19 protein-coding genes are annotated in these 21076 nt (G+C 49.5%); 9 read left to right on the top strand and 10 right to left on the bottom strand.

What is annotated here, in order from left to right; all coding sequences use genetic code 11:
• Positions 1–37: 37 nt before the first annotated feature.
• Together BM025_RS12310 and BM025_RS12305 are read right to left on the bottom strand one after the other, a co-directional pair.
• Entirely contained in the window at positions 38–1069 is a 1032-nt protein-coding gene (locus tag BM025_RS12310) for a substrate-binding domain-containing protein (RefSeq protein WP_085849866.1), read from the bottom strand.
• A gap of 178 nt (positions 1070–1247) precedes the next feature.
• Positions 1248–2315, bottom strand: coding sequence for an ATP-binding protein (locus tag BM025_RS12305; RefSeq protein ID WP_085849865.1), 1068 nt, complete (start codon positions 2313–2315; stop codon positions 1248–1250).
• 133 nt (positions 2316–2448) lie between these two features.
• On the opposite strand from BM025_RS12305, the gene BM025_RS12300 reads away from it, so the two are divergent.
• The gene (locus tag BM025_RS12300; protein ID WP_139204570.1) at positions 2449–2967 is read left to right on the top strand and encodes a hypothetical protein; all 519 of its coding nucleotides are present in this window, start codon (positions 2449–2451) and stop codon (positions 2965–2967) included.
• Positions 2968–3021: 54 nt separating this feature from the next.
• Here BM025_RS12300 and BM025_RS12295 read toward each other — a convergent pair whose 3' ends face one another.
• Together BM025_RS12295 and gmk are read right to left on the bottom strand one after the other, a co-directional pair.
• A complete protein-coding gene (locus tag BM025_RS12295; RefSeq protein ID WP_085849863.1) occupies positions 3022–3552 on the bottom strand; it encodes a gamma carbonic anhydrase family protein in 531 nt (176 codons plus the stop codon).
• Positions 3549–4196, bottom strand: coding sequence for a guanylate kinase (gene gmk, locus BM025_RS12290; RefSeq protein WP_085849862.1), 648 nt, complete (start codon positions 4194–4196; stop codon positions 3549–3551). Before gmk ends, BM025_RS12295 begins: the two co-directional genes overlap by 4 nt.
• A 578-nt stretch (positions 4197–4774) precedes the next feature.
• Between gmk and BM025_RS12285 the strand changes: the two genes are divergently transcribed.
• Positions 4775–5515 carry a PAS domain-containing protein gene (locus tag BM025_RS12285; protein WP_085849861.1) on the top strand — a complete coding sequence of 247 codons (741 nt, stop codon included), beginning with the start codon at positions 4775–4777 and terminating at the stop codon, positions 5513–5515.
• Positions 5516–5635: 120 nt separating this feature from the next.
• Here BM025_RS12285 and BM025_RS12280 read toward each other — a convergent pair whose 3' ends face one another.
• Positions 5636–6982: a class II 3-deoxy-7-phosphoheptulonate synthase gene (locus BM025_RS12280; protein WP_085849860.1), complete on the bottom strand. Its 1347-nt coding sequence runs from the start codon at positions 6980–6982 to the stop codon at positions 5636–5638.
• A gap of 564 nt (positions 6983–7546) precedes the next feature.
• Here BM025_RS12280 and BM025_RS12275 point away from each other — a divergent pair.
• The 6 genes from BM025_RS12275 (at position 7547) to BM025_RS12250 (ending at position 13112) form a co-directional block, all read left to right on the top strand.
• Complete coding sequence (locus tag BM025_RS12275) at positions 7547–8731, top strand: ABC transporter substrate-binding protein (RefSeq protein ID WP_085849859.1); 1185 nt, start codon at positions 7547–7549, stop codon at positions 8729–8731.
• 91 nt (positions 8732–8822) lie between these two features.
• Positions 8823–9653 carry an ABC transporter ATP-binding protein gene (locus tag BM025_RS12270; protein WP_085849858.1) on the top strand — a complete coding sequence of 277 codons (831 nt, stop codon included), beginning with the start codon at positions 8823–8825 and terminating at the stop codon, positions 9651–9653.
• Complete coding sequence (locus BM025_RS12265) at positions 9650–10354, top strand: ABC transporter ATP-binding protein (protein WP_085849857.1); 705 nt, start codon at positions 9650–9652, stop codon at positions 10352–10354. The genes BM025_RS12270 and BM025_RS12265 overlap by 4 nt, the downstream gene beginning before the upstream one ends.
• 3 nt (positions 10355–10357) lie before the next feature.
• Positions 10358–10777, top strand: coding sequence for a hypothetical protein (locus tag BM025_RS12260; protein ID WP_085849856.1), 420 nt, complete (start codon positions 10358–10360; stop codon positions 10775–10777).
• Complete coding sequence (locus tag BM025_RS12255; protein WP_085849855.1) at positions 10777–11787, top strand: branched-chain amino acid ABC transporter permease; 1011 nt, start codon at positions 10777–10779, stop codon at positions 11785–11787. The genes BM025_RS12260 and BM025_RS12255 overlap by 1 nt, the downstream gene beginning before the upstream one ends.
• Complete coding sequence (locus BM025_RS12250) at positions 11784–13112, top strand: branched-chain amino acid ABC transporter permease (protein WP_085849854.1); 1329 nt, start codon at positions 11784–11786, stop codon at positions 13110–13112. The genes BM025_RS12255 and BM025_RS12250 overlap by 4 nt, the downstream gene beginning before the upstream one ends.
• Before the next feature lie 167 nt (positions 13113–13279).
• On the opposite strand, the gene BM025_RS12245 is transcribed toward BM025_RS12250, so the two are convergent.
• The 5 genes from BM025_RS12245 to BM025_RS12225 form a co-directional block, all read right to left on the bottom strand.
• Positions 13280–15070 (bottom strand): Hint domain-containing protein, encoded by a 1791-nt coding sequence (locus BM025_RS12245; RefSeq protein WP_085849853.1) that lies wholly within the window; start codon positions 15068–15070, stop codon positions 13280–13282.
• A 447-nt stretch (positions 15071–15517) separates the two neighbouring features.
• Positions 15518–18526, bottom strand: coding sequence for a Hint domain-containing protein (locus BM025_RS12240; protein ID WP_085849852.1), 3009 nt, complete (start codon positions 18524–18526; stop codon positions 15518–15520).
• 851 nt (positions 18527–19377) lie between these two features.
• Positions 19378–19833 carry a CreA family protein gene (locus BM025_RS12235; RefSeq protein ID WP_085849851.1) on the bottom strand — a complete coding sequence of 152 codons (456 nt, stop codon included), beginning with the start codon at positions 19831–19833 and terminating at the stop codon, positions 19378–19380.
• A 180-nt stretch (positions 19834–20013) separates the two neighbouring features.
• Positions 20014–20211, bottom strand: coding sequence for a CsbD family protein (locus tag BM025_RS12230; RefSeq protein ID WP_085849850.1), 198 nt, complete (start codon positions 20209–20211; stop codon positions 20014–20016).
• Between the two features lie 84 nt (positions 20212–20295).
• Positions 20296–20481 carry a PLDc N-terminal domain-containing protein gene (locus BM025_RS12225; protein WP_085849849.1) on the bottom strand — a complete coding sequence of 62 codons (186 nt, stop codon included), beginning with the start codon at positions 20479–20481 and terminating at the stop codon, positions 20296–20298.
• Between the two features lie 255 nt (positions 20482–20736).
• Between BM025_RS12225 and BM025_RS12220 the strand changes: the two genes are divergently transcribed.
• Positions 20737–21027 (top strand): SCP2 sterol-binding domain-containing protein, encoded by a 291-nt coding sequence (locus BM025_RS12220; protein ID WP_085849848.1) that lies wholly within the window; start codon positions 20737–20739, stop codon positions 21025–21027.
• The last annotated feature ends 49 nt before the right edge of the window (positions 21028–21076 follow it).

Here is a 21076-nt window from a genome sequence, read left to right as displayed (position 1 = left end):
CCCTGCGCCGTCTTAAATTTTATCGCAAGCGTATCGCTTACTTCATCATCACTGTGCCAGCTGCAACAGCAGCTTGTGTGTCGGCAAGTGCGGGGTCAGATACGAGACCGTATTCTGCCAATGGGCCGTCTGGGCCAGCCATGTCGTCAGATACAAAGAAGTCTGCGTATTCTTGAAGACCAGGGATCACACCGATGTGCGCCGCTTTGATGTAGAAGTAGAGTGGGCGTGACACAGGGTATGTGCCTTCTGCGATGGCTTCAGTTGTTGGAACAACACCGGCCATAGTCGCGACTTGCAATTTGTCTGTGTTGTTTTCGTAGAACGCCAGACCGAAGACGCCAAGACCGTCTTTGTTGCTGTCGATACGTGCAAGTGTTTCTGTGTAGTCGCCGTCGATGTCGACTGACAGACCGTCTGTACGGATAGACATACATGCGTCTTCAGCTTCGTCTTCGCCGCCTTTAAGTTCAACGAACTTCGCGAAATCGCCAGACTCTTCACAGCCAGTCAAGATCACTTTTTCGTCGAAGACTTCACGTGTACCGTGCTTTGTACCAGGAATGAACGCCATGATAGGCTGCGCTGGGAACGCTGGGTTCACTTGGTCCCAAGTTGTGTTTGGGTTTGCAACAGCTGCACCATCAACGATGATTTCAGCAGCCAAAGCTTTGTACCAATCTTCTTGTGTAAACTCAAAAGAGTTGCCGTTGATGTCGGATGCGAAAACGATACCATCGTAGCCGATACGCACTTCAACGATGTCAGTCACGCCGGCTTCTGCACAGGCTGCAACTTCTTTGTCTTTGATTTTGCGTGATGCGTTGGCAACGTCGATTGTGTTTTCGCCAAGACCTTCACAGAAACGCTTAAGGCCAGCAGAAGAGCCGCCAGATTCAACAACAGGTGTTGGGAAGTCAAAGTTTTCACCGAATGCTTCTGCAACGATAGATGCATATGGCAATACTGTGGAAGACCCAGCAACCTGCACCTGATCACGGGCTGCAGCGGCGGTGATGGACATGGCAGTGATCGCCAAGGCAGAGGTGGTCAGTTTAACAAAGGACATATGTAGCTCCTGAATTTCAAATCTGAGAGGCATTTGGTTTCTCTCTCATGGGGCGGTTTACGTGGGCTTCACTATGCTTTTGTGAACTTAGTGTAACAGTTTCATGACAAAGCACGAGTTTCTTGAAACTTTATGACTTAAAATTAAGAACTGTGACGCATCTTTCCCAAAATTTCGATCATTCGTAGGGCAAAATCACGGAAAAGCAGCTGCCGTTGCCCGCATGGCTTTCAATACGTAAACGACCACGGTGTCGGTTCAGGATATGTTTTACAATCGCAAGACCCAGCCCTGTGCCCCCCATTTCGCGTGAGCGATGCGCATCGACGCGGTAAAACCGTTCCGTCAGGCGCGGAATGTGATGCACGGGAATGCCTTCGCCTTGATCTGCAATATCCACGCGCACTGCGGGCCCTTGCATGGTTGGTTCAACCGCGTGTGATGTGATGCAAATCGATACTTCACCACCATTGGGGCCATATTTGATCGCGTTTTCAATCAAGTTGGTGAACACTTGGGTCAATTGATCTTGATCCCCAAGAATTCGATCCTCCGCATCCGCCCCCTCAAGTCGCAAAGAAACATTACGTGCTCCAGCAAGGGGTTGCAGCGTTTGCACGACAGAGCGGACGATGGATGGCACGTTGACCGGATCACGTGGACGCACCCGTCTGTCCGCTTCAACACGGCTCAAAGACAAAAGATCGCCAACGATTCGGTTCATCCGCTTTGCTTCGTTGTCCATAATCGACAAAAACCGCTTGCGCGCGTCTGTATCATTCGCTGCAGGGCCCAGAAGGGTTTCAATAAATCCCAGCAAAGCCGTCAGCGGTGTACGCAGCTCATGGGATACATTGGCAACAAAATCGCGGCGCATTTGGCTGGCTTCTTGCAGGTCGGTTTTGTCCTCGAATGCCACGACAACATAGCCCGCGTCTTGCGTGATGGCGGGGCGAACTTTGACGTCGAAATGCAAATCTTTTGAAGATTCAGAAACGCGGTAAGGGGCTTGTGCAGCCTCACCCAGCCGCAAGACATTTTCAATTGCATCCAACAACATTGGTTGGCGCAAGACAGTGATATAATGCCTGCCCTGCACGCCTTTCCCAAATAATTCTTCGGCTTTTTCATTGGCAACGACGACCCGTTCATCGCGCCCGATAACGATCAAAGGCAGCGGCATAGCTTTCGCCATTTCGATCACAAGATCATTGTTTGGCCCATTGGTATTTCTTGCATCGTTCATCGTTTGATCTTTCACTATGTGCAGCTTTGGATACGGGTGCTACGTAACGCGTATATGACGCTTTAGCATGTGATTTCGCGCAGTGGTTGTTTTTCTACTTGATGTGAATTTCAAACCGCACCTGATTTGCAAAATGGTAATTATTCCCAAAGTGAGAAAATTGTTGTTGCAATTCAGCGGCTTTCCGCCTTTTCTAACCAGAATAAAAAACTGTAACACGGGCAAAGCAGCACAAATGGGTAACATTTCGACCGTTAAAGACTTTGATGTCATCACAATGTCGCGCACCGAGCGTCATAAAGAAAAACAAATGATGTTGCTGGTTGGGGAGTCAGGTCAGGTTAAACGATTTCCGGCCATTTCATCTGAATTAACCGGCATTTTATATGTGGAATTTCAGGCGCTCTCTCCTGAGTTATTTTCTGCCCTAAAGCCAGACTTGGTCATGTCAGAAGCCATTGGTCAAACATTTGACTGTTTAGAGCTGGCAGGATTTTTGGATCAGGCAGGATTTGTTGGAAAATACAGGATCATGTTGGATGATATTCCGCGCCCAGAAATCATCTGCCGCGAAGTGCGCCACCTGCATCCGATGTTGGATTTTGGCGTGGCGCAGCCGCACGGTTCTGCCATCTCAATGCAACTAAACTAAACGCTAGGACTCGCTGAGCCTTGGCCTAGAGTTAATCCAAGCAGAGCTTAGATCCTATTCAATCCGCACAAGCCCATCCCGAAAGCGACGCGCGTTGATTTGGTAGTGCTCTGCGGACTTTTTCAGAGCCTCAATTTGCATTTCACTAAGTTGTCGCACAACTTTTCCGGGTGCCCCCATGACAAGCGACCCATCGGGGATTTCTTTGTTTTCTGTGACCAATGCCCCTGCCCCGATCAGACAGTTTTTGCCGATCCGCGCGCCATTCAAAACAGTGGCCCCCATTCCGATCAAAGTATTCTCACCCAAAGTGCAGCCATGCAGCATCGCTTTGTGCCCGATGGTACAGCCCGCTCCGATGGTCAAAGGCGATCCCATATCGGTGTGCAGCACACAGTTTTCTTGAATGTTGCTGCCTGCGCCCACGTCAATCATTTCATTGTCGCCACGCAACGTGGCACCAAACCAAATATTGGCACCAGCCCCAAGGCTGACTTTTCCAATAACATTTGCATCATCTGCCACCCAGTAGTCACCGTTTTCAGGTAAAATAGGTGCGTGATCGTCAAGACTATATAATGTCATGTTTCTAGGTCCTCAAATTCACCCTGCAAACCACGGACCACATCCAAAAGACCTGGTTGTTGACGCCTTTGCAGGCGTTCGGCAGAGACGATGGTTTTCAAACGCTCAAAAGACGTGTCCAGATCATCATTGACCAGCACATAATCATAGCTGTCCCAGTGACTGATTTCATCCCAGCTTTGACGCATCCGTTTTTCAATCACTTCGGCACTGTCTTGGCCGCGAGTTTCCAAACGGCGGCGCAGTTCTGTGATTGAGGGCGGCAAAACAAAGATCGACAACACGTGATCACGCAACGATGAGTTGGCAATTTGCTGTGCGCCCTGCCAGTCAACATCAAACAAAACATCGCTACCGGCCTCAATCGCCGCGCGCACTGGACCAGCGGGTGAGCCATAGTAATTGCCAAAGACCAAAGCGTGCTCAAGCATATCACCACTTGAAACCATCGATTTAAAGTCATCTTCGGCAGTGAAGTGATATTCAACACCGTCTTGTTCCCCATCGCGTGGTGCGCGTGTGGTGGCTGAGACTGAAAAGCTCAGCGATTTATCCCACTGCATGAGGCGCTTTGCCAAGGTGGATTTGCCCGCGCCTGATGGCGATGACAATATAATAAGAAGACCACGACGATCGGCTGGCATTTTATCCCTCCTTATATTGGACGGTTTTTTATACTGTGCGGATCGATGCTTGACCACCAATTGAATGAGACAAAAGTGGTGGGATCATGCTGCAATACAACAATAAGGCACGGGGCGCGGCGATTCTAAAAATCACAGGCCAGAATAAGGCAAAACCATGTCTCATCCTTTGAACAGGCCCGCAAAGCAGCCCTATTTGGCCCCTAAAAAATGAGACGTGAGTCGTTTTGGTTTTTCTATTTTGGAACCAATGCCCCCGTGGCAGAAGCTTTAGCATCTCAAACTGGCCTTTTAGGCAAGGCGTATTATCCTTTTGAAGTTTGATGTGAGTTATTCATATAAAGCATTGGTATTTATATATTAATTATAATTTCATCGGCCAGAAATCCATATAATTCACCATAATTTTGCTGTTTTATCCTTAAAGGTCAGTGTGCGCGTTAACCATTCATTAGGAAATTCCACCAATTTGGGCAAACTCGTGGCATAATTCTGGTCAAGCGAGCAGACACACACTCTGCCAAACCAGAACACAGCAGCAAATGCACACCAGAAAGCTGCAACTCATAGGTGATACAGTGAATATTAATTATTTCAGCGGTTCAAACATCATTTCTCTTCTGCCACGTCGCAACGAAACGGTTTTTCCTGCGTTGCGCGAAGTCGAAGCGTATTGGGACGGTCTGCGCAATGGCCGCCCAGTGCCAGCGCGGTCGGATATCAATCCTCGCGGTATGCAGGCAGCGCTTGAGTTCACGTTTATCTTGGAACGTATTGCCCCCGGCGTGGCGCGGTTCCGCCTTGCTGGTATGCATTTGACAGATTTGATGGGCATGGAAGTGCGCGGTATGCCACTCACCGCAATGTTTACGCCAGAAAGTCGTGCAGAAATTTCAAAAGCGATTGAGGCCGTGTGTGAAACACCTCAGATCACCACAGTCACGCTGAAAGGCGAACGCGGGATTGGTCGCGGGTCTTTGGATGCGCAGCTTTTGCTGTGCCCTTTGAAATCTGACCTTGGTGATGTGAATCGTATTCTTGGCTGTCTCCAATCCAAAGGTGAAATTGGCCGTCAACCACGCCGCTTTAAAGCTGTCGCGACGACGTCACGCCCTTTGCTTGGTGCCGCAACAGAAGAGGCGCCTATGATGGAAGGTTTGACTGAAAAGGGCTCGCCCATTCCACAAGGGTTTGCAGAGGCGCGCAAAGCCTATCTTGAGCAAAAAGACAAAATGACGCCTGAAACACCATCAACTGAGCCCAAGCCTGTGCGCCCAACGGGCAAGCCCGTTTTGCGTTTGGTCCCCTCTGAGGATTGATCCCAAAACAGTGCGGTGTGCAAAAGGCGCAGCTTTAGGGTTGCGCCTTATTTTTTGATCGTATGACAACAAAAAGGCCGAACACAATGTCCGGCCTTTCGTAAAATATTTTTGATCAGCTTAACGTGCGTTTTGTGACAGTTCTTCAGCCACCAAAAACGCCAGCTCCAAAGCTTGTGATGCGTTCAAACGCGGGTCACAGGCTGTGTGGTAGCGATCTGACAGATTTTCATCTGTCACTTCAATCGCGCCACCGGTACATTCAGTCACGTCTTTGCCGGTCATCTCGAAATGCACGCCACCAGGGATCGTACCCTCAGCGCGGTGCACCGCAAAGAATTCCTGAACCTCTTGCAAAACACTTTCAAACGGACGGGTTTTGTACCCGCTGTCTGATTTAACAGTGTTGCCATGCATCGGATCACAAGACCAAACAACGTTTGCGCCTTCTTCTTTTACAGCCGCAATCAAGCGCGGCAGGTGATCTTTTACTTTGCCAGCCCCGAAACGTGCGATCAGGGTCAAGCGCCCTGCTTCATTGTTTGGGTTCAGCTTTTTCATCAAAATCTTAAGATCTTCAGCAGTCGTTGTAGGACCACATTTCAACCCAATTGGATTTGAGACGCCAGAACAAAATTCAACATGTGCGCCATCTGGTTGACGTGTGCGATCACCGATCCAGATCATGTGACCCGATCCAGCAATAGTATCGCCCAAAGTGCTGTCCACACGGGTCAGCGCCTCTTCGTATTCCAACAAAAGCGCTTCGTGTGATGTGTAAAAATCAACCGTTTTCAATTCGTTGTTGTTGTCGGCAGTCATGCCAGCGGCGCGCATAAAATCCAGCGCGTCTTGGATGCGATTGGCCATATCGCGGTATTTCTCGGCTTCGTCGGCCTCTGTGAAGCCCAGAGTCCAACCGTGTACGCGGTGCACATCGGCAAACCCACCTTTGGAATAGGCGCGCAGCAAATTCAAAGACGCCGCCGCCTGCGTGTAGGCCTGCAACATACGGTTTGGATCAGGAATGCGATCTTCGGGTGTGAATTCGAACCCGTTGATGATGTCGCCGCGGTAGCTCGGCAACTCAACACCATTCGATGTTTCTGTCGCAGCTGAGCGTGGTTTGGCAAATTGACCCGCCATACGTCCGACTTTGATCACGGGCACTTTTGCACCAAAGGTCAAAACCATCGCCATTTGCAGCATCACTTTGAACGTGTCGCGAATTTGGTCTGCACCGAATTCGGCAAAGCTTTCAGCACAGTCACCGCCTTGAAGCAAAAATGCCTCGCCACGAGATGCAGCTGCCAATTGCGCTTTCAAAGTTTTGGTCTCGCCAGCAAAAACAAGAGGAGGATACTTTGAGAGTTGTGCCTCAACAGCATTCAGCGCAGCCTCGTCCGTATAGTCGGGCATTTGCACACGCGGTTTGTTGCGCCATGCTGATTTTACCCAATCCGTCATTGTCTCTACTCCGGGAAATTAGTTCATTTGCGTGTAAATCGAACCGAACACCGCATTTTGCGCGCTGCCAGTTCTGGGGTTATAGGCCGAGGGCGTGGGTTGGAAAACCCGAAATATGAAAAAACCAATTCAAACGTTGTGCAATTGGTCAGATTATTGCCCCTATTCCTTAGGGACCATCGCATTTATCGCCGCATTTTGCGCAAATAATCCCTGCCCGCGACTGAAAAGCGCAAGGGGTGTCTTATGTCTCACGCGGCCACATTGGGTGCTGGACCTAAGTGACGTAACGTGAAATTTTGCCGATTCTTAAGACGTGACGCGAAAGTCTTTCACAAGCCCCCCGATTTGTTCAGTTAAAAGCCATTTCAATTTTGGGATTATTTTACAATTTGCCTAAATAATTGAGATTTATATGCGTGAAAATCCTGTTTATTTGTAGAATGCAGACAATTTTCCCAATCCAGTTTGATTTCCAGTCCGTTCTCACCTGAGTGCTTCCCATTTGGAATTACACGTTCTAGGCTCAAGTCAGGACAATGTTCCAACACTGGGAGTTTAAAAATGAAGAAAATTCTACTGGCCACTGCGGCCTCTACACTTATCGCCAGCGCATCATACGCCGACGAAATCAAACTGGGCCTTATGCTTGGTTTTTCTGGTCCTGCTGAATCTTTGGCACCTGACATGGCGGGCGGCGTGCGCGCAGCTGTGAAAGAAATTTCCGACAGCGGTAAATTCCTTGGCGGCACAACTGTTGCACTGGTTGAAGGTGATTCCACATGTACTGATGCGGCTGTTGCTTCATCTGTTGCGGAACGCATGATCACGTCTGACGGCATCTCTGGCCTCATCGGTGCGCTCTGCTCTGGCGCGACGGGCGCTGCATTGACCAACGTTGCTGTGCCAAACGGCATGGTCATGTTCTCACCATCCGCGACATCCCCATCGCTCACAACCATCGAAGACAATGGTTTGTTCTTCCGTGCGTCGCCATCCGATGCGCGCCAAGGTCAAGTTATGGCAGAATCTCTGCTTGAAAAAGGCGTGAAATCCGTTGCTGTGACTTACACAAACAACGACTACGGCAAAGGTTTGGCTGACGCATTTGAATCGTCCTACACAGAAATGGGCGGCACAGTCACAATCAACACATCCCACGAAGACGGCAAAGCGGATTACTCTGCTGAAGTTGGCGCATTGGCTTCTGCTGGTGGTGACGTTCTTGTGGTTGTTGGCTACCTTGACCAAGGCGGACCGGGCATCATCCGTGCAGCTCTCGACACTGGCGCGTTTGATCGTTTCCACTTGCCTGACGCGATGGTCGGTTCTTCTATCGAAGACCGCTTTGGTACAGAAATCGAAGGCGCAACAGGTCAAGTTCCGGGTTCTGATTCCCCTGGTGGCGAAATGCTCGTCGCGATTGGCGAAGCAAACGGCTACAACGGCACTGCTCCATACGCGCCTGAATCATATGACGCCGGCGCTTTGATGTTGCTTGCCATGCAAGCGGCTGGATCATCTGATCCACAAGTCTACAAAGACTTTGTGATGGGCGTTGCCAATGCACCCGGCGAAGAAATCTTTCCAGGTGAACTGGAAAAAGCGCTTGATATTCTCGCAGCTGGTGGCGAAATCGACTATGTCGGCGGCACAGCTGCAGAGTTGATTGAACCCGGTGAAGCGGCAGGTTCCTACCGTGAAATCGAAGTTAAAGATGGCAAAATCGTAACTGTTGGCTACCGCTAATCGTTTAGATTTTTCAAACAGCCCGGAATTTATTTCCGGGCTGTTTGCGTAACCAGATTTCAAAAAACTGGGCAATCAAGGGGATAATCACATGATCGAAGTGCGTGATCTACACATGCATTTCGGCGGTTTTCGCGCGGTGGACGGGGCATCGCTTTCCATCAAGGAAGGTTCCATTACGGGTCTCATCGGTCCGAATGGCGCGGGAAAAACGTCGCTTTTTAACTGTATCGCGGGCGTTCTTACGCCCACAAGCGGCCAAGTTTTGTTTGATGGCGAAGACGTCACCGGACTGAAACCGCACCAATTGTTTCACAAGGGCATTCTGCGCACCTTTCAAATAGCGCATGAATTCTCGACTATGACTGTGCGTGAAAACCTGATGATGGTTCCTGCAAATCAATGCGGTGAAACCCTATGGAACGCATGGTTTAAGCGCGGCCAAATCGCTGTTGAAGAAGCGGCTCTGCGCGAAAAAGCAGACGAAGTTCTTGAATTTCTGACGATTTCTCATATTGCAGATGAAAAAGCGGGCAATATTTCCGGCGGTCAGAAAAAGCTTGTCGAACTTGGTCGCACCATGATGGTGGATGCTAAGGTCGTGTTTTTGGACGAAGTCGGCGCGGGCGTGAACCGCACCCTTTTGTACACCATTGCGGATGCGATCAAACGTTTGAACACAGAGCGCGGCTATACGTTTTGCATGATCGAACACGACATGGAGTTCATCAAAATGCTCTGTGATCCGGTGATCGTTATGGCCGCAGGCCAAGTGATGGCAACGGGATCTGCCGAAGACATCATGCAAAACGAACAAGTGATCGAAGCCTACCTCGGCACTGGCATCAAAAATAAAGAGGCCACCGAAGGTCTGACAAAAGACGCTATCCCAACATCCACAACCGCGGAGGGCACCCAATGAGCTATCTAAGTGCCACGCACATGACGGGTGGATACGGCGGCGCTGATATTTTGCATGATTGCGAATTGTCGGTCGAAAAAGGCGAGATTGCTGTGATTGTTGGGCCAAACGGCGCTGGTAAATCCACCGCTATGAAGGCCGTGTTCGGTATGCTCAACATCCACACTGGGTCTGTTGTGCTTGACGGCGAAGACATCACCAAATTGTCCCCGCAAGAACGTGTCTACAAAGGCATGGGGTTTGTGCCGCAAACCAGCAATATTTTCCCAACCATGAGCGTCGAAGAAAACCTTGAAATGGGCGCGTTTATTCGCACCGATGACTACAAGACGACGTTGGAACAGGTCTATGAAATTTTCCCTGCAGTTTATGACAAGCGTCATCAAAACGCGGGTGAATTGTCGGGCGGTCAACGTCAACAGGTGGCGGTAAGCCGCGCTTTGATGACCCAACCTAAATTGTTGATGCTGGATGAGCCAACTGCGGGCGTTTCCCCCATCGTGATGGACGAACTGTTTGACCGCATTATCGAGGTGGCCAAAACGGGCATCGCGGTGTTGATGGTGGAACAAAACGCACGACAAGCGCTCGATATTGCGGACAAAGGCTATGTTTTGGTGCAAGGCACGAATGCCTATACCGACACAGGTGCAGCCTTGCTCGCGAACCCTGAAGTGCGCCGCACGTTCTTGGGGGGCTGAGGCATGAATAAAATGATCCTCCCTGCCCTCGCATTGGCCCCGATCGCTGTGGGCGTGCCGATTTACGTCTACACATCTTATCAAGAAAACCAAAAATCCGAACTGCCGACAGACCTGTTTTGTTTGACAGATAAAATTTGCGAAGGCAGCGCGCAAAACTGCCGCGATGGTGCGGCACCGCTGCATTTTAAACGTGGCACAGCGCAAGACGGCGATATGCAATTTGACAACGGCCAAACCCTAACAGGGTCTGTAACTGCGATCGCAGGCCAAATGACAGGTCACTTTGCGCAAAAAGGCGGCGGACACTATGACCTCGAAATCTATTCAGATGGTGAATTCACTCTGATGCACCGCGTGCCGGATGTTCAAGGTACACAAAAAGAAACCTATTTTCAGGGTACATGTGAGAGGGTGAATTGATGGATATTCTCAACGCCTTAGTGGCATTTGCGAACTTCGTACTTGTCCCCGGCACAGCTTATGGCGCTCAGCTTGCACTTGGTGCACTTGGCGTCACACTGATCTACGGCATCTTGCGTTTTTCCAACTTTGCGCATGGTGACACCATGGCATTTGGCACGATGTTCGTTGTGTTGATCACTGCGGCCATGAAATCGGTTGGCATCAGCTTTGGGCCCTTGCCCACCGCCCTGCTCGCCCTGCCCTTTGCCATTCTTTGCACAATGGCTTTGGTGCTGATCACGGATCGCACAGTGTACCGTTTTTACCGCAAGGTGAAAGCTGCTCCTGTGATGTTGGTGATTGTCTCTATGGGCGTTATGTTCGTGATGAACGGCGCGGTTCGCATGATCGTTGGTACTGATGACAGACGCTTTGCCGACGGCGAACGTTTCGTTATCACGGCCCGCGACTTTAAAACCATGACTGGCTTGTCCGAAGGTCTGGCCATTCGCACGACACAAGTGATCACAGTGGTCACTGCAATCCTTGTTGTTGCGGCTTTATTCTGGTTTTTGAACAAAACTCGCACAGGTAAATCCATGCGCGCCTATTCCGATAACGAAGATTTGGCGCTGCTCTCAGGCATCAACCCTGAGCGTGTCGTGACCATTACATGGCTCATTGTTGCCGCTTTGGCGACCATTGCAGGCACGCTTTATGGACTTGATAAATCCTTTAAGCCATTCATTTATATGCAGCTTTTGTTGCCTATCTTTGCCTCTGCCATCGTCGGCGGACTTGGGTCGCCCTTGGGGGCGATTGCAGGCGGGTTTGTCATCGCGTTTTCCGAAGTAACGCTGACCTATGCCTTCAAAAAGGTTGTCACCTATTTGGGACCAGATGGTTGGGCCCCCGACGGATTGGTGCAACTTTTGTCCACCGACTACAAATTCGCGGTGTCTTTCGCGATATTGATCATCGTCTTGTTGTTCAAACCAACAGGCCTGTTTAAGGGGAAATCGGTATGAGCCAGTCTCACATTCAAACCTCGAATACTGCAAATCGCGCGCCGTTATATTTTGGCGTTATGGCCGCGCTCATCATCGCTGTGGGTGTCCTGCAATCTTGGAATTCAGCTTTGTTCATTTTGAACATGGGGCTTATTTCTGCGATTATGGCGCTTGGTGTGAACCTTCAATGGGGGTTTGCCGGCCTGTTTAACGTTGGTGTTATGGGCTTTGTCGCGCTTGGCGGTCTGGCCGTTGTGTTGGTATCGACCTCTCCTGTTGGCGAAGCTTGGCAAGCTGGCGGACTGCGCGTGTTGCTGGCGCTTGCGATCGGCATTGGGGCAATCGTTGGCGCTATTGTTCTGTGGAAAAAGCTTGCGAAAGGCACGTTGCGCAGTGTGATCATTGCCGCTTGGTTGATTGCTGGGTTCTTTATCTTCCGCGCTGTGTTCGATCCGGCTGTTGCCGCGATTGAAGCCGTAAATCCCGCCATTTCAGGCAACCTTGGCGGGCTTGGTCTACCTGTGTTGATCGCTTGGCCCGTGGGTGGTTTGTTTGCTGCAGGGGCCGCGTGGTTGGTTGCTAAAACGGCTTTGGGACTGCGCTCTGACTATCTGGCAATTGCCACTTTGGGGATCGCCGAGATCATCATAGCAGTGCTTAAAAACGAAGATTGGCTGGGCCGCGGCGTTAAAAATGTTATCGGTCTACCGCGCCCAGTTCCTTATGAAATCGACTTGCAGCAAAGTGAGTGGTTCATCGGTTTTGCGCAAAACATCGGTGCTGATCCGGTCACAGCATCAAGCATTTTCGTGAAATTGTGCTATGCGGGTCTATTCTTAGCTGTGATTTTTCTGCTTATCACAGCGATGCAATTGGCACTCAATTCGCCTTGGGGCCGGATGATGCGTGCGATCCGCGACAACGAAGTGTCGTCTGAAGCTATGGGCAAAAACGTGACTGGCCGCCACTTGCAAATCTTTGTGCTCGGCGCTGCGATTTGTGGTTTGGCTGGCGCGATGATGACCACATTGGATGGTCAACTGACGCCGTCGTCCTACCAACCGCTGCGCTTTACCTTTCTTGTATGGGTGATGGTGATTGTCGGCGGGTCTGGCAACAACTGGGGCGCCGTGTTGGGCGGTTTGTTCATCTGGTTCCTCTGGGTTGAAGTCGAACCGATTGGACGCTTTGTTGCCGAGGTTGTGACCTCTGGTATGGCGGATGACAATATAATCAAAGAGACCATTTTGGATCGTATGGTTTACATCCGGCCGCTCACGATGGGGCTGGTGCTGCTGTTTGTGCTGCGGTTTAACCCGCGTGGGCTTTTGCCAGAACGCTAAACAATCGCCTTAAAAGCTTGATTACAGGGCGTGCTGCAAAAGCGGCGCGCCCTTTTATTTTGCCGTCTCTTTCGGGAAATGGCTGCAACGTTTTTCATATATCGAAAATGCAATAAGGCGGCTCTAAAGCCGCCTTGTTTTCAGATCAATTCAGGTATTTTCCTGATTTAGCTGGCAAGAAACAATTGTGTTTCGTATCTTTTCAAAGACTTGCGTGCCGATTCATAGTTATTCAAACCGTGTTGCGTGGCAAGTTCTGGAAACAGTGTAAAGACTTCGTCACGTTGGGCAGACTGCAATCCTTGCAATGAGGCTTGCCCCGGCTGGAAGGTTTCAGTCCAAGCGCCATTTGACAAAACAACCTCGTGATTGTCGCACAAGAAGTGAATGTATGAGGTCCGAGCAGGGCGCACGCGTGTGATGCCCGGCATGCCGACCAAATGAATGGCAGGTGACAGAACTTCGCGGTCTTCAAAGTATAGCTGTGCCCGATCAGAGCTCAGCAAAACGCGGTGTTGTGGTGAAACCATCAAGTCGCGTTCTGGCAACCCGTTGCCCAAAGCGCCCTTTTGGATCATCACTGGTGCAAGTGAGTTTTGCCCGGCAAAATCGGTCTGTGTAACATCTTTTTGGCCAACCCAGCGGATTTCTTGCACACCGTTATCACGGGTGAAAACTCTATCGCCCTCTTTCAACATCTCAGCTGCCACTTCGCCTTTTGGTGTTGCAATGGCCGTGCCTGGCGTGAAGCAGATGACAAAATTTTCGATATCATTGTAGTTGACGTTGGCAGTTTCGCCCGTTTCTTCGTTATGAAACGTGATTTGCCCCGTAAACCCATTTCCATCATCATCGGGATTTTGAACATGATGCGAAATGCTGTAGCCGTTTTCAATAAACCATGAGACATCAAGCGTATCTTGGTCTGTCGCGTCGCCATCCCCATCGCCGTAAACTGTGGTGTTGTTGGGGTTGGACGTGGTGCCTACAGAGTTGACCACAATGGTGTCTGCGCCGTTGCCGCCGTGCAGTTCGTCGTTTTCACCGCCACCGTAAAGTGTGTCATTGCCTTCGCCACCGTAGAGGAGGTCGTAGCCTGCACCAGCGGTGAGTGTATCATCACCGTCTTCGCCATAGATGACATCGTTGCCATCGCCGCCATCGATTATGTCATTGCCGGGGATCAGCGGTGTGACAACGACGTCGTCAATAAGGTCCCCGTTCATAGAAAACCCTGATTGGGTAGACCGTGTTGTCAGCGTAAATGTGATTGAGCTTTGATTTTCGAATTCGGCAGAAAACCATGCATCCTGATCATCAGGGCTATTGGTTTCGGTGCCCGAGGCAACGACGGAACTTCCATTGTTGTTCACATCAAGTGATGTTTGGCTGCTTGTCCCAAAACTGGTAAAAGAGGCTGCATCAACTGAAACTGCTTCAACATCTCCAACCGAATTTCGGTCGATATCATTGAACGTGGCTGTGGAATTTATAGAAACGGGATCGCCGGTTGTAGGATCAAAGAATTCCAAACGGAATGTAGCGGTTTCGCCCTTGTCGTACTTTGAAGATCCATTACCGCTATTCAGAAGAATTTCAAACCCTTCGCCACCGCTCAAGTCGACATTCAGACTTGAATCTGATGTAGAAACGAGCACCAAGCGTGCTGAAATCCATGTTCCGTCTTCCAACTGGGCAACATTTTTGTAGATAGCTTTGTCGCCAGGGTGGGCATTATTATTACCGTATGAACTGTCGTATACCAAGTTGGAATTGGAAAGCGTGAGTGCGCTTGCATCTAGTCCACTGGAGTCCAAACTGTTGCCAGCGTCGCCGTAAAGCGTATCATTGCCAGCACCGCCGTTGATTGTATCATCACCGCCGAGACCATTAATGGTGTCATCGGCATTTGTGCCATTTAGAGTATTGTCGTCGTTGTCGCCATTAATGTCAGCCATTTTAGGTGCCTACCTCTGCCGGGCATACCATCGCCCACAATCAAATTTTTAGATGCGAATCGGAAATCTCTGAAGAGATTAATCGTCAAACTTAGTTTCTTTTAACCGCGATTATAGAGTTCAGAAAGGGGATCAGGTGGCGTAATTTTCATTGTCGGAACATTGTTGCAGATTGGTTGAGAAGGGGAACCGCTGACGTCATTTTGTTGCTGATCTAATGATTTATAAGGCACTGATTTTAATTAAGAGATTATTAATTTGCCCGCTAATATAGCGAGGAGGGTAAAAAAAGGGACAACAACACAAATGCGTGTGGTTATTTTCATAAATGAAACGACCACACATATGACCGGCTTTTGTAACGGTTTTAGAAACAATTTGCACTGAATACCCCCCGAATGCCGCGCCCTTAGACCGGCATTCGGGAAAAGTATCTGGGATGTCGGATTAAGACATCAGCAATTCGGCCTCATGTTTGCGCAAAACACGGCGTGCTGTCTCGTAATGCCCACGGCCTGATTTTTCACGTAATTCAGGGAAGAGCGAAAAAATTTCTTCGCGCTGATCTTCGCCAATACCGGCCAAAGTGAAATCACCCGGCTGGAAGCTTTCAGACCATGTGCCATCCCCAAGGATCACTTCGTGACGATCAAGCATCACGTGGATGTATGTCACGCCTTTGGCTGTCATAAAGTCCACACCATCCATCTGGGTCAGGTATTTCGCAGCCACAAGCACTTCGTGATTATCAAAATAGATCGACGCATTTTCAGAAGCGACCAGCATACGGTGGTTTGGAGACACCATCATATCGCGTTCAGGCGACCCATTGCCCAACGCACCTTGACGGATTATCACAGGGCATAGATCTTTGCGCAACATTACCTCAGCTGCTGACAAAGTTTTCACACCAACCCAACGGATTGCTTGAAGGCCATTGTCCCGTGTGATGACTTTATCACCCACTTTAAGTGTTGCGACATCACGCTCGCCTTGCGGTGTGGCAATCATCGTACCTGGTGTGAAACAGGGAATGACGTTTTCGATTTCGGAGAATGTCAGCGTGCCTGTGACAGAACCGCCAGCACCATCGAGAAATTCAACATACCCATCTTCGTTGTCAGAAGAGGTATAGACCACATTCAAGGGCCCTGCCCCAGTGAGGTTGAGCGTATCGTAGTCATCGCCGCCCTCACCGCCGTCGATCACATCGCCTATGCCATCACCGGTGCTGTCAACGATGAATGTATCGCGATCATCGCCGCCGGACATCGTGTCAGCCCCTTGGCCGCCCGTGATGGTGTCTGCGCCGCCTTGACCGTAAATTGTATCGTCGCCTGCACCACCAGTGATGGTATCACCACCGCTAACCGCAACTCCGCTGATGTCACCACCTGTTGTGGGCAACGTGACATCGCCCACAACAGAGGCAGTGATCACGACGTCATTATAGTCGTTGTCCGTCCAGTCTTCGAAATTCAATGTCGCACTGTTTTCGGTCACGTTGGTCGTCTGGGCATCACTGCTGACGTTTGACCAATGCGTTTCACCGTTGGTAGCGATGCCAACCCGAACAGTGTCCCCATCGTTAAGGTTCACGGTGTAGGAGTTGCCGACGTTGTTGCCGTAATCTGTGACAATGGTTTGAACCGTGACGCTGCCGTCAGTGCCGGTGACTTCGACCAAAACGTTGCCATTTGCGGACGAGTTCTTGCTATCAATCTTTAGTGTCAGGCTATCGGTTGTGCCACTGGAGGCACCATCACCATCGGTTATTGAATCGCCATAGATCGTATCATCGCCGTCACCGCCGTCGATAATATCATCACCGTTTGAAGTGCTTGCAGTATCAACAAGTTCATAGATCGGAGCATCGTAGTAAACATCAGTAACAGAGATGCCAGAATTGTTGGAACCGTCTTGTGTGTGCTCGATCACGATCCGCGAAACAGGCCCCGGAACATCAACCAAGACTGAATATTCATGACTTGTATTTTGACCGCTGCCGCCTTCGCTGTCGGCGGTATCAACACCGAATTGACCATCGCTGTCGATTAAGGTGACTTTATATCCACCTGTCAGATCGACATTGATCTCATTGCCCGCGGCGTCATATGCCGTCACTTTGACAACGCCATCTTGGTCGATATCGTTGATCCGGAAAGATACGTCTTCTACGGCGTCAGAAAAGCCCAGCTCATATGTGCCAGTGTTGCCTTGACCATTTGTCACGGACCCCATTGCGCTGTTTGCATCAGCACCTGTGCCATCGGTATCGATGCTGTGCACTTTTTGCGTTTGGGACGAGAACTGTGTCTGCGTGCTACCGGTGGTGTCATACGAAAAGCTGACATCGACATTGCCGGTGTCTTGGGTGAATTCCCCCAAGTTGCCCTGATTGGACACGCCCGCAAGATCCCACTCAAAGCTTTCGCGAACAGTTTCACCCGTTGCTACACGGACGCTCGTGCCACCATCGCCGACCAAAAGGTCATCTCCTGCGCCGCCTTTGATCGTATCGTCGCCTGAGCCACCATAGACTTCGTCGTGGCCCGCGCCAGCCAGAACAGTGTCATCCCCTGCCCCAGCCAAAACGATATCGTCATCGCCCTCTTCGCCGGCAAGCAAAGCATCGTTGTTGTCGATCATGTCGCCGTCAGGGTCGCCAGTGTAGGTAATGTCGATCAAATCGTCGCCATCGGTACCTTCAACAATGCCATCGCCGTTGGTATTGACAACATCAGCATTGAAAACGGCCACGTAATCGATGTGGCCATTAAAGTACTGGTCATAAGACCCATCATCAGATTCACGCGCGCCGAAGGTGAAATTCTGGTTATCGTTGTCGCCGATATCCATGGACAGACCCGTGCTGTCGAAATCTTCAGAGTAGCTTGTGCCATCTGTCACGTTTTCAACAACGAACGTTCCCGTGCCGTCTTCATCCCATGTGTAGGCCACGCGCACTTCGTCGCCCGTAGAGAAAAACCCGTTGTCTGTAGAGAGAGACAGTTTTTCGCCGGAATTGTGATAAACAGTCACTGCGCCCTGCGCGGTCACTTGGATGTTGAAATAGCCTTCTGAGCCACGGTCTGCGTATTCACCACGTGAAACGATTGTATCTGGGGACGAGCCAACCTGTGAGGACTGGTTGAACTGAACCATAATGGTCCCTTCGTCCAAATCAAACGGATCGTCATCACCGCTGACGCTAAAACGACCATTGCCGCCTAAACGCAAGGCGTCTGTGGAATAGGATGCATCCCCTATATACGTGCCGTTTTGCGCGATGCCATCTGCTAGGCCTGTATCAGCTTTCGCAGCTCCATCTGAGAAGTCCCAAAGACCAACAAGGTTTTGGGCAGCAGGATCACCAAAACCGATGCCATCTTGGCCGGACGGTGTAGAGCCTGAGTCATGCGTGTGGCTTGATCCACAATTCCACCAAAATGTCATTTCAATCTCTCCTACCAAATATATATCCGACCAAACCGAACTTAACTAAACACCCAAAGGCTACATCGGCCACGTTTGGCAAAATGAGAATGCATATCAAACGGATCCAAATTGATCCAATCCGTTAACGAATTTACATGTCGCTTAACTGCTGTCACGGAATGCAAAAAACATCCGTTTCGCACGAACACGTACGTCATATAGCCTTCTCAGGTCGCCTAAGTTACGTGGCTGCCCCCGCGGCCAATTCAAATGCCCCCAGCAGGGCTCGATCCTTTTATTAGAAAACTTTGTGACCTCAAAAGGTCTTTTAAGCATTAAAACGTCAATATTTGAAAAAAATAAATAAAAACAGCAGTTAACAGGGTTTTCATGAGGGTATTTTAAGAGATTTTTGCGTGAAATCACTTACCTTCCCTAGCGTAAATATTAGATTAAATCGTATACTTTTCAGGGAGTTAAAAGCAGTCATTTTGATGTTTTTTTTAAAATATAGGGGGAATATCATAAATATATCCCCCTAATCATCGTCGCTGACGATTTGATACGATTTACAGAAATGGATCGGCCTACTTTGGGCGGATGATGTCAACAATAAATCTAGAAAATGACAACTACTGCACAATTGAGAAACAATTTGGTCTTACAAGGCACGAATCAATAAATTGATTCGCATGCCGTTGCGGCAGGTCATTCGTATAGAATACCCTCTCTAACGGATTGTTTGTGTCAAAATACGATAAAAAAAGTAAGTAGATTTTTCATCTGAACCAGAGCACCAGACCTAATAGCGCGTCAGGTCCCTCAGAATAAGGCGCTGTTCATTCGGATACCTGCAAACGCGCTTTGAACTAGGGCTTTTGAAACAAAGGAACTGTCGAAATAGACATTTTTGCAGAGCCGTTTTGCACCTCGCGGGCGTGCGAGATGTAAACCAGTGTTTGATTCTTTTTATCGAAAATCCGTTTCACGCTCAGTGATTTCCAGACTACTGAACGGCGCTCGGAAAAGACGCTTTCACCTTCATCCGATAGGTCGATGTCACCCACTGTCAGGGCGCCAGTTTGACGGCACGACAGTGCTGAATTTGATGGATCTTCAAACCAGTTGCCGTTTTGAAGGCGGTCAATGAGACCACGATCAAAATACGCCACATGGCATGTTACCCCTTCGACTTTTGGGTCAGAAAAGGCTTCGATGACAAGGTCATTTCCGAGCCAATCAACATCAACGTTTCCGACTTTTTCGGCCTGTGCAATTGAACAGGTCGCGAGCAAGGTGACGAAAAAGGTGATCACGTGGCGCATTATTATCGCAGTAAATGTGTTGATTGCGTTCACCTTAGGCCTAAAAACCCAAGAACAAACAAAACAACAACAACGAGGCCAACAAGGTAAATAATACGGTTCATGTAACTCTCCAAATGTATCGCCTGCCATCAAAGACAGACCCAAGGTGTGGGCCACCCGATCAGGCGGCCCAGGTACTTAATTTCCGTTCAAAAAGTCATCGACTTCCTGCTTGGCTTGCTCTTTAGTTTTACCATATTTCGCTTGAATTTTACCTTCAAGCGCCTCACGGTTACCGTCGAGTTCAGTCAGTTCTTGATCCGTCAAATCGCCCCACTTGGCTTTGATGTTGCCGGACATTTCTTTCCATTTACCTTCGACTTGATCCCAATTCATAGCGGTCTCCTTTTTACGTTTATTAATAGATGCATCAGCGGTTGAGCACGGCCGATGGCATTATTGTGACGTTTTGAGCTGCGATTAGACTTTGGCAGCCGAACCGCGCGGGCCAGCAATGAACCAAATGATAAAGCCAACCACAGGCAGGATGAGTACAAGAAGTGTCCAAAGCAGTTTCGCGCCGACAGAGACGCGGCTCGAGAAAATATTAAAGATTGCGTAAATATCCGCGATGAAGACCAAGAGGCCTAAGATGCCATATTCCATGAAAAGCTCCTGCTTTCGTTTTTCTACGTTCTGGAATATCAACTGGCGGCAAGCCATAAAGTTCCATTGCCTTTGCAACAATTGCTTTGACGTGAAGATATGAACGTTGAGAAAACGCTAAAAAAGGAACGTAGGCGCATCTGTTTTAAACTGCGTATCCGAGTGACTTCTTAGATAATTATGAGAAATAGACGTAGCGTCGTACTATTATCGAAGCGCCCCACCCCATAACTCTTGTGCAAACAGGAGAGATGTATGAGCGATTTTCTAGCCTTAGCCAAAGATGCACTTGTCACGCGGTTGACCAATGAAACCTTTGAAAAATCCGTAAGTTTGCGGATCAAAGATATCGGCAACATTTTGATCTCTGGCTCAGACGCGCAGATTTCAGACGCACAAGCGGACTGCGCGATTTTTTCATCGCAAGATACTTTGACCCAAATTTTAGAGGGCACGTTGAACCCTATGAAAGCTGTGATGTTTGGAAAACTTAAGGTCAAAGGCGATGCCGCGACAGCAATGAAATTTGGCAATCTCTTTGGATAAAGCCTTGGCTGAAAAGCGATTGGCCAACATAAATAAGCCCGCAGGTTTA

Source organism: Pacificibacter marinus, assembly GCF_900109555.1.
GTDB lineage: Bacteria > Pseudomonadota > Alphaproteobacteria > Rhodobacterales > Rhodobacteraceae > Celeribacter > Celeribacter marinus_C.
Note: the sequence above shows the minus strand (reverse complement) of the source record. Positions and strands in the feature narration are given on the sequence as shown.

What these genes read in the sequence shown, in the direction of transcription:
- BM025_RS12310 (WP_085849866.1), bottom strand. Translation starts at nt 1,069, where the DNA reads ATGTCCTTTGTTAAACTGACCACCTCTGCCTTGGCGATCACTGCCATG.
- BM025_RS12305 (WP_085849865.1), bottom strand. Translation starts at nt 2,315, where the DNA reads ATGAACGATGCAAGAAATACCAATGGGCCAAACAATGATCTTGTGATC.
- BM025_RS12300 (WP_139204570.1), top strand. Translation starts at nt 2,449, where the DNA reads ATGGTAATTATTCCCAAAGTGAGAAAATTGTTGTTGCAATTCAGCGGC.
- BM025_RS12295 (WP_085849863.1), bottom strand. Translation starts at nt 3,552, where the DNA reads ATGACATTATATAGTCTTGACGATCACGCACCTATTTTACCTGAAAAC.
- gmk (WP_085849862.1), bottom strand. Translation starts at nt 4,196, where the DNA reads ATGCCAGCCGATCGTCGTGGTCTTCTTATTATATTGTCATCGCCATCA.
- BM025_RS12280 (WP_085849860.1), bottom strand. Translation starts at nt 6,982, where the DNA reads ATGACGGATTGGGTAAAATCAGCATGGCGCAACAAACCGCGTGTGCAA.
- BM025_RS12275 (WP_085849859.1), top strand. Translation starts at nt 7,547, where the DNA reads ATGAAGAAAATTCTACTGGCCACTGCGGCCTCTACACTTATCGCCAGC.
- BM025_RS12270 (WP_085849858.1), top strand. Translation starts at nt 8,823, where the DNA reads ATGATCGAAGTGCGTGATCTACACATGCATTTCGGCGGTTTTCGCGCG.
- BM025_RS12265 (WP_085849857.1), top strand. Translation starts at nt 9,650, where the DNA reads ATGAGCTATCTAAGTGCCACGCACATGACGGGTGGATACGGCGGCGCT.
- BM025_RS12260 (WP_085849856.1), top strand. Translation starts at nt 10,358, where the DNA reads ATGAATAAAATGATCCTCCCTGCCCTCGCATTGGCCCCGATCGCTGTG.
- BM025_RS12255 (WP_085849855.1), top strand. Translation starts at nt 10,777, where the DNA reads ATGGATATTCTCAACGCCTTAGTGGCATTTGCGAACTTCGTACTTGTC.
- BM025_RS12250 (WP_085849854.1), top strand. Translation starts at nt 11,784, where the DNA reads ATGAGCCAGTCTCACATTCAAACCTCGAATACTGCAAATCGCGCGCCG.
- BM025_RS12245 (WP_085849853.1), bottom strand. Translation starts at nt 15,070, where the DNA reads ATGGCTGACATTAATGGCGACAACGACGACAATACTCTAAATGGCACA.
- BM025_RS12240 (WP_085849852.1), bottom strand. Translation starts at nt 18,526, where the DNA reads ATGACATTTTGGTGGAATTGTGGATCAAGCCACACGCATGACTCAGGC.
- BM025_RS12235 (WP_085849851.1), bottom strand. Translation starts at nt 19,833, where the DNA reads ATGCGCCACGTGATCACCTTTTTCGTCACCTTGCTCGCGACCTGTTCA.
- BM025_RS12230 (WP_085849850.1), bottom strand. Translation starts at nt 20,211, where the DNA reads ATGAATTGGGATCAAGTCGAAGGTAAATGGAAAGAAATGTCCGGCAAC.
- BM025_RS12225 (WP_085849849.1), bottom strand. Translation starts at nt 20,481, where the DNA reads ATGGAATATGGCATCTTAGGCCTCTTGGTCTTCATCGCGGATATTTAC.
- BM025_RS12220 (WP_085849848.1), top strand. Translation starts at nt 20,737, where the DNA reads ATGAGCGATTTTCTAGCCTTAGCCAAAGATGCACTTGTCACGCGGTTG.